14 protein-coding genes are annotated in these 12,594 nt (G+C 53.1%); 9 read left to right on the top strand and 5 right to left on the bottom strand.

The annotated features are described in order from the left end of the window. The first annotated feature begins 13 nt into the window (after positions 1–13). The 3 genes from BV908_RS08820 (at position 14) to BV908_RS08825 (ending at position 2,393) form a co-directional block, all read left to right on the top strand. Positions 14–1,336: an ISL3 family transposase gene (locus BV908_RS08820; protein WP_103737935.1), complete on the top strand. Its 1,323-nt coding sequence runs from the start codon at positions 14–16 to the stop codon at positions 1,334–1,336. Positions 1,337–1,394: 58 nt separating this feature from the next. Next, a complete protein-coding gene (locus BV908_RS22120) occupies positions 1,395–1,691 on the top strand; it encodes a hypothetical protein (protein WP_146052228.1) in 297 nt (98 codons plus the stop codon). A 234-nt stretch (positions 1,692–1,925) separates the two neighbouring features. Continuing rightward, complete coding sequence (locus BV908_RS08825; RefSeq protein WP_146052229.1) at positions 1,926–2,393, top strand: hypothetical protein; 468 nt, start codon at positions 1,926–1,928, stop codon at positions 2,391–2,393. A 34-nt stretch (positions 2,394–2,427) separates the two neighbouring features. Here BV908_RS08825 and BV908_RS08830 read toward each other — a convergent pair whose 3' ends face one another. The 4 genes from BV908_RS08830 to BV908_RS08845 form a co-directional block, all read right to left on the bottom strand. Further along, complete coding sequence (locus tag BV908_RS08830; protein WP_103737875.1) at positions 2,428–3,000, bottom strand: lysophospholipid acyltransferase family protein; 573 nt, start codon at positions 2,998–3,000, stop codon at positions 2,428–2,430. Further along, positions 2,997–3,701: a hypothetical protein gene (locus tag BV908_RS08835; protein WP_103737876.1), complete on the bottom strand. Its 705-nt coding sequence runs from the start codon at positions 3,699–3,701 to the stop codon at positions 2,997–2,999. The genes BV908_RS08830 and BV908_RS08835 overlap by 4 nt, the downstream gene beginning before the upstream one ends. A gap of 289 nt (positions 3,702–3,990) precedes the next feature. Beyond that, positions 3,991–5,010 (bottom strand): ParB N-terminal domain-containing protein, encoded by a 1,020-nt coding sequence (locus tag BV908_RS08840; RefSeq protein WP_103737877.1) that lies wholly within the window; start codon positions 5,008–5,010, stop codon positions 3,991–3,993. A gap of 27 nt (positions 5,011–5,037) precedes the next feature. Beyond that, complete coding sequence (locus tag BV908_RS08845) at positions 5,038–6,258, bottom strand: ParA family protein (RefSeq protein WP_103737878.1); 1,221 nt, start codon at positions 6,256–6,258, stop codon at positions 5,038–5,040. Between the two features lie 466 nt (positions 6,259–6,724). Here BV908_RS08845 and BV908_RS08850 point away from each other — a divergent pair, with 466 nt between their 5' ends. The 6 genes from BV908_RS08850 to BV908_RS22130 all read left to right on the top strand — a co-directional run bounded on the left by BV908_RS08850 (position 6,725) and on the right by BV908_RS22130 (position 11,745). Further along, entirely contained in the window at positions 6,725–7,918 is a 1,194-nt protein-coding gene (locus BV908_RS08850; RefSeq protein ID WP_103737879.1) for a DUF1173 family protein, read from the top strand. A gap of 580 nt (positions 7,919–8,498) precedes the next feature. Continuing rightward, a complete protein-coding gene (locus BV908_RS08860) occupies positions 8,499–9,113 on the top strand; it encodes a polymer-forming cytoskeletal protein (RefSeq protein ID WP_103737881.1) in 615 nt (204 codons plus the stop codon). Positions 9,114–9,160: 47 nt separating this feature from the next. Then, positions 9,161–9,745, top strand: a complete 585-nt coding sequence (locus BV908_RS08865) for a DUF882 domain-containing protein (RefSeq protein WP_172751368.1) — start codon at positions 9,161–9,163, stop codon at positions 9,743–9,745. A gap of 144 nt (positions 9,746–9,889) precedes the next feature. After that, positions 9,890–10,702, top strand: a complete 813-nt coding sequence (locus BV908_RS08870; protein ID WP_146052230.1) for a hypothetical protein — start codon at positions 9,890–9,892, stop codon at positions 10,700–10,702. Positions 10,703–10,831: 129 nt separating this feature from the next. Beyond that, the gene (locus BV908_RS22125) at positions 10,832–11,014 is read left to right on the top strand and encodes a hypothetical protein (protein ID WP_146052231.1); all 183 of its coding nucleotides are present in this window, start codon (positions 10,832–10,834) and stop codon (positions 11,012–11,014) included. A gap of 284 nt (positions 11,015–11,298) precedes the next feature. Beyond that, entirely contained in the window at positions 11,299–11,745 is a 447-nt protein-coding gene (locus tag BV908_RS22130) for a hypothetical protein (protein ID WP_146052232.1), read from the top strand. Here BV908_RS22130 and BV908_RS08875 read toward each other — a convergent pair. Beyond that, the gene (locus BV908_RS08875) at positions 11,691–12,470 is read right to left on the bottom strand and encodes a PD-(D/E)XK nuclease-like domain-containing protein (protein ID WP_172751369.1); all 780 of its coding nucleotides are present in this window, start codon (positions 12,468–12,470) and stop codon (positions 11,691–11,693) included. The two genes, BV908_RS22130 and BV908_RS08875, sit on opposite strands and share 55 nt — an antisense overlap. Positions 12,471–12,594 lie beyond the last annotated feature (124 nt).

A 12,594-nucleotide genomic window follows, 5' to 3' on the forward strand; every position in this document is an offset into this window, starting at 1 on the left:
GGAGGATTGCAAGATGGGTGTTGGCATTGAGGCGCTGTTCACCAGCGCACTGGGTTTGCAGGAGCCGTGGAGCGTTGAGAAAGTGGAACTGGACACCGCACGTCGGCGTATCGACTTCGAGCTCACCTGCAAGGCCAATCGCCTGACGTGCCCCCATTGCCAGGCTGCTGGGCAAGGCGTGCATGACCGGCTCAAGCGCCAATGGCGGCACCTGGACTTCTTTCAGTACGAGGCCTGGTTGCACGCCCAGGTACCGCGCATTACCTGCACGGCCTGTGGCAAGACGACGCAGATGGACGTGCCCTGGGCACGCGAAGGCAGCGGCTTTACTGCCTTGTTTGAAGCCCTGGCCTTGTCGTTGTGCCAGACGTTGCCCGTACGCCAGGCGGCTGCACTGCTGCGCTGTGCGGACAAGGCGCTGTGGCGGCGTATCGAGTACTACGTCAATCAGGCCCGCGCCCTGGACGACATGAGCACGGTGCGCACGGTGGGGATCGACGAGACCAGCCTGCGCAAGGGACAGAACTACATCACCGTGGTGCACGACCTCGATGCCAAGCGACTGTTGTTTGCCTGCGAGGGGCGTGATCACCAAAGCGTGATGGACTTCGCTGCCGACCTCAAGGCGCACGCAGGCGATCCAGCCCAGATCGAACATGTCTGCCAGGACATGAGTGCGGCCTACGCCAAGGGCGTAGCACTGGCGTTGCCCGATGCCCAGATCAGCTACGACCGCTTCCATGTCATTGCCATGGCCAACGAGGCGATGGATGGGGTGCGGCGTCAAGAGATGAGCACCCAGCCCCAGGCGATCAAGGAGGCCTTGGGCGACAACGACCGCAAGCTGCTCAAGAGTTTGGCCTGGGGCATGCGCCGCAACCCCGGGGACTGGAGTGCAAAGCAAACCAGCGCGATGCACTGGCTGCAGCGCTCCACGCTCAAGAGTGCGCGGGCGTGGCGCCTGAAGATGGCACTGCGCGCGGTCTACGCCAGTGCAGCGGCGGGCAACGACAGGGAGCATGCCAGCAAGGAATTGAAGGGCTGGCTGAGCTGGGCGCGGCGCAGCCGCCTGGAGCCGTTCAGAAAACTGGCCAAGACCTTGAGCGAACGATTCGAGGCGGTCGTGCGCGGGATGCTGGACAGTCGCAGCAACGCCTATGTGGAGGCCATGAACGGCTTGCTGCAGCAGGCCAAGCGAGCTGCCAGGGGATTCAGAACCGCCAGAAACTTCATTGCCATCGCGTACTTGCGCATGTCCAGGCTCAAGCATTTGCCGCTCAATCCGCTGCAACCAGCATTGCCGCAGGCTGATGGATGGGTGCATCGGTGTCTTTGAGGTTGTCAAGTTCCACACAAAACGGCATAGAGCCCTTTTTGCTGCCCCTGCTGCATCCTTGACGGAGAACGCAGACAATAAAGATCAAGGGAAAATGCGCTTGCGGCAAATGGTTGAGATGGATAGAAAAAATAATGTAAAAATTATTCTAGCAGAGATTAACAAAGCTGAATTACTGGACCTCTACAATGAATATAACGAGGGAATAAAAACAAAATCTTTACATATTTCCGATGGAAAGAATAAGCCAGGAGTGATTGCTGCATTCCAGGATTGGTACGCGAAGCGACTCTATGGAGAGATTACTGACAAGGAAATCGTAGAGACACTCTCGCGCAACCTACAGTTCCGATAGGTAGCAATAAAGCCTGATGTCTTGACCACCTACGGCGGGTGATGCCTATCGATGGGTCGTAGGAGGTCATCGACTCCCCAGACGCCTCTTTGACACAACCACCATTGCAATGTGGTGTATTCCTGCCTAGAATGGCGCCAACATTGCCACCTGGCATGTTGCAGGCCTGTCCTGCCCTTTCATCAACCGCATGGTCCCCTCATGCGGGGTGGACCTTTCTTCAGGAGGTCCACAATGGATCAATTTTTTTTGGGCTCTACCCCATGCATGGAAGATTGTGCACAAGTCGGTGCAGAATTCTTTCACCAGGATGAGGCGATTGAGACCTATGCATACGCAGGTCAACTGGCTCGCCAGTTCGGCGAAAAGGGGCTGTTGTTTACCTCAGTGACCTTTGACCACGAATTTGGACAATACAAAGAAGTGGCTGTCCAGTTCAGTGAAACCTCTCAAGAGCAATACGAGCATGCAATCGAGATTGAAAACAATATCCCAGAAAACTGGGATTTGGTCGCAATCAAAGAGATCATTGCTGGATTAATTCGGCGGAACTTCAGTTCGAGCGAAGTGACTACCAAGTTCGCCTGGATGAAAAATGATGTTCTTGATGTTGAACAAGGCCGTCGTCTTGTTCGGCTCATCAAGAAGGCGCGTGCGTCTGAACCGATCACCAGAACTGAAATTCTGGCTCTTCAAGCTTAAAAAAAAACGCCAAGTGGAAACTCTTGGCGTTTTTTTATTTCCGATAGCTGTCGGTGCAAAACCTGATCTTTGTTATTGGTAGAGGGTGCAGGCCTGACTTGGAGAATAGCGCACTTTGCTCAATACCTTCCAATCGCATATGAATCACTTGCGGGTTGCAGTGCTTGATAAGCCATGATAAGCCCGGTTGCTCAGTTTGAATCTGTCCGTGGGTACTAATTCTTCCCTCGGGGAACAATAAAACCGAATCGCCACCATCGATTCGTTTTTTCAGATGCCTCAAAGTGAGGGGGTTCTTTGTGTCCATTGGCACTACCTCGCCAAAGCCCATGACCTCGAATGCACGTAAGATGAGTTTGGCTCCAAAAGACTTTACTGAATAATCCGTATCGACAGGGAATATCATCGGTCGTGGGCTGGCGAGGCAAATGATGATTCCATCCAGATAGCTAACATGGTTACAACAAACAACCGCCCTACCCTGTTTCAGCTTTGCTGAAAATTGATCCTCGTTATAAACCCTGGCTCTCAGTATGAAGAGCAACACCTTACGAGCAAATCGATATGGTGTTTCGGAGCGGCAGTCAATGCGTGAATGAATTTTCATCGTAGCTGAGCTATATGCTGTATTAGCTTAAGCGATGATCTTTGACATGCCAGCTGGTGGTTTAGGTAGTTGTCGTATTCTAAAAATCCAATCCGATACCAAGCATTGTTGTATCCCTTTATTCTCTGCCCGGTGGTGCCCTGGGCTTGAAGGAGGCAATAACTAGCGTTCAGCACTTCCTCTCCAGCGCTGAAGACTTTGAAGGCGCTAAACGGGCTGGAGAAATTAGTGGCCGGTATGTCAAGTAATAGTCCATGCCCATGGAACCACTCGCCCATAGCTTGCATCCCTGAACTGGTCTGCAACTCCTTGAGCACCGCCAACTCTGCGTCTCGTAGTGCAGAGTCCCCTCCCCATCTCTCGAAGCCGAACCGCTCCAGTTGCACCCGCGTAGAGTTTGTTTTTTCTCGCTGGGCCTGGACATACACATCAGAGGCCCAATCGACAATGCTCAACAAGTCACTTCTGTAGTCTTCGAGCTTCGCATGCAGTTGTCGCATTTCCATGCGTAGGCTGTCCGGAACATGTTCCAGCAATACCAGGCTCTTCTTGAGGGTGGATGTGAGTTTTTTGATGCGTGATGCATCAAGTTGAATTTGCATGTCTCCGTGAAGCTCGGCACTTTTCTGATAAAGCAACCGAGTTTCCGATTCTTGGGCCTGAGTTGCTCCCTGTGTACTCTCGTGGATCTCGGATTTCATTCAGGTGCTGTTTTCATGATCAAAGTGCACATCGTCCTGGATCGATTCATTCCGCACCATTGCGCTCGTATGCATCAGCAGTCGCTCAAAAACGAGGCCTCAGAATCGCCTAGGAGGCCCTAAAAACAGTCCGCCAATACCAAGGCATACCCCGGAAAAAGAAACGCACCATGGCCCGATTAGGTGCCTTGGTGCGTCTTTTCGAGAATCCTGTACTTTGGATATGCAGGATGAATGGCTGCTTATTCGATGTACGACAGTTTTGCTTGGTCGTTATGCCGATGAGAAATTAAGCCTGACCGCTCTCCCCTTTCATGCTGTAGCGGTCGATCAACTCGCGGAGTTTTGCCCAGCCTTCGGGTTTGAGGTTGACGGTAGAGACGAGCGTGAAACCTGCCCCCCGCTGCTTGCGCCTCAGCGTCCCAAGCGTAGAGCCGTCCTTTCCGACAATCGACTCATCAGCGCCGGCCTCGGGAATCACGGCAACTGGTGCGAGGAGTGCTTTGAAAAGAACGTCGCAATTCAACTTGGTGCCTGGTTTGAGCAGCTCTTGAATCCGGCTTTCATACAGTGCCTCATCCTTCTGCTTGAGCTTCGACAATTTCTCCAGCGAGGTGAGGGAGAGGTTGCGTTCGTCATTGACCAGTTCCATGATGCGAGGATCGACGCTATCAACGATCCGGACATACCGGCTCACTGCATTCTCGTTCTCGCCGATGCTGTAGGCCAGTGCACGGCATGTTGAATAGACCTTCGTCTGGATCAACTGCGCATACCATTTCGCATTTTCCCAACCAGTCGTGCTCGTACGGCCAGCGTTCTCTGAGTGCGTCAATGCTGCCCGCACAGTCAATGGCGTGTCTTTGTGCATGATCTGAGCAAGGAACGGGTACATCTTCTGCTGCCCGTTGATCATCTCGTGGCTCAGCTGCAGGCAAGCTTCATGGCGGCAGTGGCCATAGATGATCTCGTAGATGTGCTCACCCTTTTCGTCTACCTCTCCGGTATCAACAACCATCGCCGGTTGATTGTTGCCGCCGCTTTCTTGGATACGACGCTTCAGATCCAAAAATTCAGGACTAGAGAAGAAGTCTGGCAAACGGTTTGCCATGACACCACGGCGTACCTGTAGAGGGGAGAGCTTTTGGGGCGCTCCTACGTGGTACTTCTCGGATTCAGCGAGGATGCGGCCAACCGATGTTCTCGGGCCCTTAGAAGGCATTGCTTCAATGGCTTCCATTTGCTGCTGCACATCGCTGGAATCGAGTTTGCCGTACTGTTTCTTCTCGATCTTGTCCAAAAAAGACATGGTTCTTCCTTCCTACGGATTCAATAGTTATGCAGCTTTAACTTGGTTGCTTGGATACCAGATGGACATCGCCTCAACTTCAACTTCTTTGGCGAGATCAATGTAGGCATCTCGTACAAGGTCGTGACTGATAGAGCGCTTGTAGGTGGCACCTTTGGGAGGGGTGTCGAAAACTGTGCTGAAAGAATCGGCCGCACTCGCAACTGCAGCCGATTTGGGCACCTGGACGCCGGACAGATATCGAGCGTATGTCTCTTTTATCCAATGCAGAACCTGCTGGCATGAGCGGGTTCGCTCAACCTTCGGCGAGAAGACCTTGATGAAAGAAAAAATGGCGTCGTCAGGATGATCCTCGGCACCAAAACGGGCGCACGTCTCGATAAACAAATCCCAGAACATCGATGCGCTGCAAAGGTCTAGATTGGATGGAGGCAGCGGCATGATCACCCCGTCTGTGTTGAGCAGGGCATGTGTCGTCAGGTTGTTGAGACTCGGAGGTGTGTCGATGATGATGAAGTCGTACTCAGTCTTCAACTCAACAAGTGACTTGCGAAGACGCAGCATTGCTTGGAGACCATTTTCCTGAATGTCTCGCATGAAATTGCTTTCCACTGACTGAAGGGCAGGATCAGAAGGGATCAGATCCGCGCCCGGCCAGTAGGTCTTCAGGACTTTGCTCTTCAGGGACGTTTCATGGCCCATCAAGATTGGCAAAGTGGTCATGTTGGACTCAATGTCCAGGGTCTGGGAGTAGCCAAAAAGGTTGGTCAGGCTACCTTGCGGGTCCAAGTCGATGGCGAGGATGCGCCCATGGCCGAGACTGGATAGCGCCTGAGCAAGGCTCACGGCAGAGGTCGATTTGGTGACGCCACCCTTGTAGTTGCAAACAGAGATGACCACCGCGTTAACACCTTTAGGGCGATAACGCTCGGGATTGAGCGCCCGCATGATCGTGCTGTACTCGTCTGCGGTATAGAAAAGCTTCGAGCCGCGCCCAACTAGGCTGTCTGCTTGCGGGCCGATTGCTTCTTTTGTCCTGCCAGAGGGGAGCGGTTGGCCGTCAACTTTCTGGTGTCGAAGAACTGTCCGAATCCTGCTTGCAGGAATTCCGGAGTGCAATTCCACGTCCGTAATAGAGAAGAACGGCTGAATCTTTGAGGTATCAGGGGCGAGCATCGTTCGCCTGGCAGTTGCAACTACCGCCTTGGACCTTGTGGATAGCTGCTTCAGATCATTGAACGAAACCATGCCGCGCCTTTCAGTGGATCAAATATGACTGTCCGCGCAGTATAAGCCGCGAAACACGTTATATAAAGCACTGTTGCTTATAAGTCGTGTCGCCTTCTTTTCTGGTCGGTTCTTGTGGGTCTTTAATTTCGTCGCTTTCTGCCTAATCAATAGGCACAAACAGAACAAAAGAAGCTCAGACCGCGCAACAGCAGAAGAAACGATCAGAAAACACGTACATCACGCAATAAAACACCGTTGGCTTGGAGAATCTTAGGCCCTAAGATTTCGCTCTTCTGGGGTGGTTTTGGGTGTGGTTGTTCGCCGCCATCGGGTGGTGTGGAGACTGGTTCGTGGGGGCGGCGGGCGCAATCGAGTCAAAAATGGTTACCGAAGGACCGTATGGGTCGCATGCCCCTGGTTGCGCAAACAGTCTTTTGTCGCACTATATCCCTGTTCGCTGGAATCAGAAGAACGGGAGTTATGCATGCAACCTCACACGAAGCGCGACGGGTACATACGAATTAATGGCGTTGAAGTCAGCGCTGTTGATGCTCGCTTTCGGCCTGGCAACTATCAGTCGTTGCTGGCTGGTGCGCGCGAGTCTGGTGATGCTGTATGTCTTTGCTCGGATGTTGGCCTGCGGCTGTCGATCAAAAAAAGAGGCAAGTCATTGCACCTTGCTGCATGGCCGGATCAAGGCGGGGTGCACGCTACGGACTGCCCGTTCTATTCGGGTTCGATGCCTGGTAATCGTGGTGTGTATCCGGGGTCGGTTGTTGATGGTCGGGGGCAGGCCGTAGGGGTTCCTGCTGAAGAACCGGCTGGTAAGTCTGTTGACCTCTGGGATGTAATGCATTCCCTTTGGGCATGCGCCGGCCTGAATAAATGGCAATCTGGGTGGCGTCGTGATTGGGGTCTTGCTAGGTCTCTGCTTTTGCGTGCTGCTGCAGCGTACGAATGTGGTGGTGCTCGCATCGCATCGCGGCTATACATACCCCCTGTTTTCTCGCAAGAGAAGAAGCAAGCTATCAATGATGATTGGGCGGCATTCACTGAGTTTTTGATGGTTGCAAAGGATGCCGTAGTTGCTAAGCGTGACTCGCATTCGTCTGGCTACCTGTTGGGGGTGGTTGCTTCGATTGAGCCCTGCAGTCGTGGTGTTCTGATGCGTCTTCAGCACCACTACTCAAAAATTTTCGTGACAACAGAGTTGTTTGAACGGTTGTCCAGGCTTTCTCGTCGTGGCTGGAATCAACTGCAGATCCAGCAACAGAGTAAGTCGTCCGTGATTGCCTTGCTTGAAATTTCCCCGGATGAGGAGGGGCGGCTGACTGCAAGGGATTGCGTTCTCATGCGGGTAGGTGCTCGTTTCATCCCGTCGAACTTCGAGGCTGAAGATCTCCTCTTGTCAAAGTTGCTTGAAGAGGGTCGTTCGTTTGAAAGACCCCTCTCCTTCGCACAATCCCATAAGCAATGCGCGAACTTTGTCCTCACTGACACCCCAACTCGAAAGACAGAACTGCATTTGACTGGCGGCGGATTCCCCGTGCATCGCATTGACGCTTGGGTAAAAGAACGAACACAAATCGCATCGGCCCGAGGTTGCAATGTTTGGTTCTGGCACAAGCCCGAGCCGCTTGGTGTGCTACCAGCTGCAAATGCGCGAGCAGCGAGCTAGGGGTGCTGAGGTGCGGCGTTTGAGCTTTCTTGCGCGACTTTTTCGTTGGATTAGGCCCAGAAGATCAACCCTTCTTTCGGTGGCGCGGCCAGGTTTCGAGTCGATAACGGCTAGATCTGTAGAGCCGCACAAAGCGGCTGCTGGTGACAGCCATATTGCAGACGACGCAGCATTTCAAGGGGTTGTGGTTCACAGGGGCCAGAAACTTGTGATTTCCGGCGAGTGCAACGGTGAATTCCGTCAAACGAGGCGTGGCGCAACTCTTCATGTCAATGAATCGGCTGCTTTGAATGGTGTACTGGTCACAACAAACTTGGCGATGGATGGCAAGTTCACCGGGTCAATTGAGGCCCAATCTGTGACTGTCGGTCGAAGCGCAAAAGTACGAGGCGAAGTTGAGTACGAAACGCTCGCTTGCGACGGAGAACTAGATGAGGTGGTATTCAAGCCGGTTGAATACTACCGAGGACGCACTAGCAAAGGAGATTCATTGCGAATTTAAACGCATCCCCCTCCCCTCCCCCCTTCCCTTCACAACTCTTCCCTTCCGTGTCTAACTTTTAATCTTGAGGAATCGAAAATGAACCAGACAGCACGCAACATCATTACCTCCCCCGCCAATGAACTCGCGTCGCCCCGCTCCGTTACCGAGGAGCAAATCAAAAACATCACCAGCGTTATCGGCGCCGATATGGAGATGCATGGCAAGTACGTTGGCAAGAAGGCCAATGGCGGAATCTGCATCGAGGGCCAGTATCAGGGCAGCATTACCTTTCCAGCGGGCGGTGTGGTGCGTATTGCCCGTGATGCGGTGGTTAACGAAACAACTCTTGAGGCCGATGTGGTGCTGATTGAGGGTTCGTTCACGGGTACTGTGCACGCTCGCCGCCTGCTGGAGGTTCTGCCCTGCGCCTCCATCGAAGGGCAGATCCACTATGCGGACCTGGATATGCATCGTGGCGCAAAGGTCAAGGCTGAACTGTTCACTCTTGAGCCGATTGCTGAGGATGAGGCTCCCTCTGGGTCTGTCATTTCCACCACTGCAGGTGCCTCCAAAGTCCTTGCATCGCCCTTTGTGCCAGCAGCTGAGCGTTCGCTCCCGGTCATTCGTCCCACTGCAGTCGCCCCGGTTGCCAAGGACGATGCTCCAGCATCCAGCGATGCTGTGCCGCTTGGCGTTATCGCTAGGGTCTAAGGCTATATCGAGGGTAGTTTGTGTGAATGGTTCGCCAAGGCCTTGCCTTGTCGGCCATCATGCTTCAAGTGGCACCTGAAATGAAACTAAGTCGCAGAGCACTGCTGATTGCAGCAGCCTTCGCGCCAGAGGCATTTGCAAGGTCTAGCACGGCAGGCACCGTGATGACACCAAATTTCTGGAATCAACCACGGTGGGTTTGGCTAAAAAGGGCCAAAACGGACGATGAGATTCGTGCCGTCTACTGGGCAGATGGCCAACTGATCGTGTCAGAGTACGAGAAGATTTGCTGGTTCCTGCGTGATAGAGCTGCAGGCAAGGCCATGTACATGAACCCCGTGCTTCTTGATGTCATCTACGCCCAATGTGGATGGTTGAAATTCAACGGCATTGAACGCCCTTACATCAGCACAAGTGGGGCGCGCTTCCCCGAGACGAACTCGAAGCTCGAAGGTGCTGCAAAAAACAGTCAGCACCTTCTTGGGAACGCCCACGATGGGTACATCGAAGGAATCAACATTGAAGTGCAGAATGAATTCGCTAAATGGCTTGGTGGTGGCGGGGTTGGTTACTACAGGGCGAAAAACTTCATCCATACCGATGTGGGAAACATCAGGTACTGGCGAGGTTAGTGGTGGCGGTAGCCCGGTCTGACGTTCAGCAGGCGACCGCATTATTTGCTAAACAAAGGCCCGACAGTACCATAGGCAAGAAACATCAGCATGTCAACCAGCGCAACAAGTCACTTTCACATTGATCAGAGTTTCATTGGGCCCATGGTGATGAAAGATGGCCAAAGAATGAGGCAGCACTACGCAAGCCTCGTTCACTGGGTTGAGGCAGCAAAGCTTGAGCCTTCCCGACAAGATGAAATTCTCCTGACACCATCAGCACAGAGTGCAATGCGTAGATCAAGGGCGAACAAAGATCATTGGCGTGACGATTGGGGGATGGTGCGCAGCTCTGTAGTTGAGCAGGGAATCTGCTTCTACTACCTAGCGAATGAGCCAATGTTTGGTCATAAAGAGGTTGCGCAGTACATTGTCGAGCAACTGGAGATGTGCCATTTCTCGAAGATGGTTGCCGCGCCGTTGCATCAGTCTGCAATGTCTATGCTGGCGGCGCCCCGCATAGCGTTCCTCGGTCACGCGAATGCACTTGATGCAGAGGTGAGCAAGCGGCTCCGTCATGTCCAACGCAGGTACGGCAAGAAGTGGCACTTAGTCCACTGGCTCGGCCGGCACAGCGCCTGGACCGCTCATGATTGGGCTCTTGCAGAGCGAATGCCCATCACCTATGTGGGTTCGCCCGGCAAGCGGTTGATCGGCGAAGACTTGGGCTTGTTCGCGCAGTCCGTTGACCATGTAATCGTCTTTGACGACAAGGACAAGAAAACTCACGACCAGCTCTGCAATGATCTAAGGCAGCGGGGCGTTATCGTTGTAGTTGCCAGCATCGGCAATTTCACTGATCAACAACTTGGTGGCCAAGAAGGGGAGGGCGGGGCAGAAAGCACCACCTCTGCTGCAGATGTAGAAAGTGCCAAGGGCAAAAAACAAGCCTTGCAGCCAGACCTTTTCGGTCGTTGACGTTACAGATTTCGTCTGTCTATAATTCACAAATAACGTTCAGCGTTATTCGTTGGCTAGTCCAACCCTTACTCAACCCAGCGGGGCCCTTGCCTCGCGCAGTGGCTCCTTTTTTTAAACAGGAGTCACATGACAGCTCAATACGATGAGGTCGTGCGCATCGAAGCGCCGATCAATACCATCAAGGCCCGCCAAGAGCAGGTCAAACGCAAGCGCCGTCAGCAAAAGCATGTGGAAGCCAAGTCCACTGCCACACCCGCTGCAGACGCACCAAAAAATCTTTCCGACTTCTTATTCCCTAATGGGATCTAGTTAGTCCGAGAACGTCACGCCCTCCAGGCACGCAAAGCAAAAAAGCTGGCTCTCCCCCCCGACCTCGGTCGGGAGGGGCCTTCTTAGAGGGACCACCCTCTAAAAAGGCATTCTTTTTTGCTTGCATCACACCGCCATTACGGCACAGGGCATATCGCCCTCCAACCAAGACCAGTTCGTTAATTTCCTCGGCGCCGACCACAAACAAGTGTTAGGTCTTGCACTAGCTTTGGGTTCAAAAAGTACTCGCGCGCCATCAACAAATCTTGAGTTCAGGAGTCGGTATGTCTCATTACGTCTATGAGGTGAGTGGTGCTCGCACGGTTACTGTGATGACAGGCTTTAACTGTCATTGCCAGAGTTTTTTTGCTGATGTATTTCCAGGAACGGATCTGAATGCGACTCCCATTCATTCTTGGGATGCAAAAGATCATCGCGAGATTGCTGGATGTATGGAATCGGTAGGGTTGCCTATGCACATTGAGGCATTGAATGCACTTTACCGTGACCAAACCGAGGCGATATTTGATAACACGGATATTGAGCGACGGTTTGAGGTGCTTCCCCCAATTGAGATGTGTGAAATCTCAAGCAGTATCGAACCCCGTCTGGTGGAGGTCATCAAGCAGGTTCATCGTAGGCAACGGACGGCTGCAAACAAGGGGAAACGGAATGCTCATTGCAGGGCGGTAAGCCACGGGGCATTCTTCGAGTCGAACTGCTGCCAGTGATCAATACCGAGTTCGATTTCGCCAGATGTTGATGGCCAGAAGTCGGCAGAGCGGCATGCTGCAATCGTCTGCAACGCCGACTGGTACTTCTTGCCCCCGTTGATGATGAATTCATCACTGCAGGTGCGAAAGAAGACGCCATAGGGCTCGGTCTTGAAAATGGGGACAATCACAAAGGGTTTGGGCTGGACCACTTCGCCGCATGCCTGCGTTTCAGCGAGTACGCGGGCATACGAGTACATGTAGGCCGACAAGTCGTAATGCTTGCGAATCGCGTCGAGTTGGAATTCACGTGGGCCATAGAAACGGGTCGTCTTCAGGTCAAAGGTGAAATCCGGATGCTCCATATCAGGGCGAACGCGGCACTTGAGGCCGGTCGTCGGATCGGTGTAATAGATGCTCTGCTCGCATAATGACTCTTCAACGTACTTGAAGAAGGGGCGCCCCTTGAACTTCTCGTTCAAGGTTTTATCGGCCAGCAGCTGGGCCTTCGCCAGGTCGCCAATCCAGAGACAGAACCGATCACGATTAGCTGCCCGAAAGGAGCGTGACTCGCTGTTATTGCTGAGAGGTGAGGGGCTTACCGCAACAAGATCGTTGACCGTGTGCGGCTCCATGATGAGCGCGTGCATGAGACTGCCGAAGCACATGTCCTGCGTGGGCGAGGTATGTGAGGTGAGTGTATGAATAAACGCAAGGGGACTGACCAAGGCGTCTTTGAGCATAGTGCTACTCAGAATGTCCTTGTCCGAATGGTACTCACTGTTGCTGTTCGCCTTTCGCGAACATTCGAAGTGGGGATTTGTTGCGTTCGTCATGCGTGTAGATTACGCCGCAATTTCAATCGTG

Source organism: Diaphorobacter sp. LR2014-1 (genome assembly GCF_002916785.1).
Classification (GTDB): domain Bacteria; phylum Pseudomonadota; class Gammaproteobacteria; order Burkholderiales; family Burkholderiaceae_C; genus Diaphorobacter; species Diaphorobacter nitroreducens.

Bases quoted from the DNA above. Each gene is read 5' to 3' on its own strand.
- BV908_RS08830 (WP_103737875.1), bottom strand. From the start codon at position 3,000: ATGAAAATTCATTCACGCATTGACTGCCGCTCCGAAACACCATATCGA.
- BV908_RS08825 (WP_146052229.1), top strand. From the start codon at position 1,926: ATGGATCAATTTTTTTTGGGCTCTACCCCATGCATGGAAGATTGTGCA.
- BV908_RS22125 (WP_146052231.1), top strand. From the start codon at position 10,832: ATGACAGCTCAATACGATGAGGTCGTGCGCATCGAAGCGCCGATCAAT.
- BV908_RS08840 (WP_103737877.1), bottom strand. From the start codon at position 5,010: ATGTCTTTTTTGGACAAGATCGAGAAGAAACAGTACGGCAAACTCGAT.
- BV908_RS08845 (WP_103737878.1), bottom strand. From the start codon at position 6,258: ATGGTTTCGTTCAATGATCTGAAGCAGCTATCCACAAGGTCCAAGGCG.
- BV908_RS08870 (WP_146052230.1), top strand. From the start codon at position 9,890: ATGGTGATGAAAGATGGCCAAAGAATGAGGCAGCACTACGCAAGCCTC.
- BV908_RS08835 (WP_103737876.1), bottom strand. From the start codon at position 3,701: ATGAAATCCGAGATCCACGAGAGTACACAGGGAGCAACTCAGGCCCAA.
- BV908_RS08850 (WP_103737879.1), top strand. From the start codon at position 6,725: ATGCAACCTCACACGAAGCGCGACGGGTACATACGAATTAATGGCGTT.
- BV908_RS08875 (WP_172751369.1), bottom strand. From the start codon at position 12,470: ATGCTCAAAGACGCCTTGGTCAGTCCCCTTGCGTTTATTCATACACTC.
- BV908_RS08860 (WP_103737881.1), top strand. From the start codon at position 8,499: ATGAACCAGACAGCACGCAACATCATTACCTCCCCCGCCAATGAACTC.
- BV908_RS22130 (WP_146052232.1), top strand. From the start codon at position 11,299: ATGTCTCATTACGTCTATGAGGTGAGTGGTGCTCGCACGGTTACTGTG.
- BV908_RS08820 (WP_103737935.1), top strand. From the start codon at position 14: ATGGGTGTTGGCATTGAGGCGCTGTTCACCAGCGCACTGGGTTTGCAG.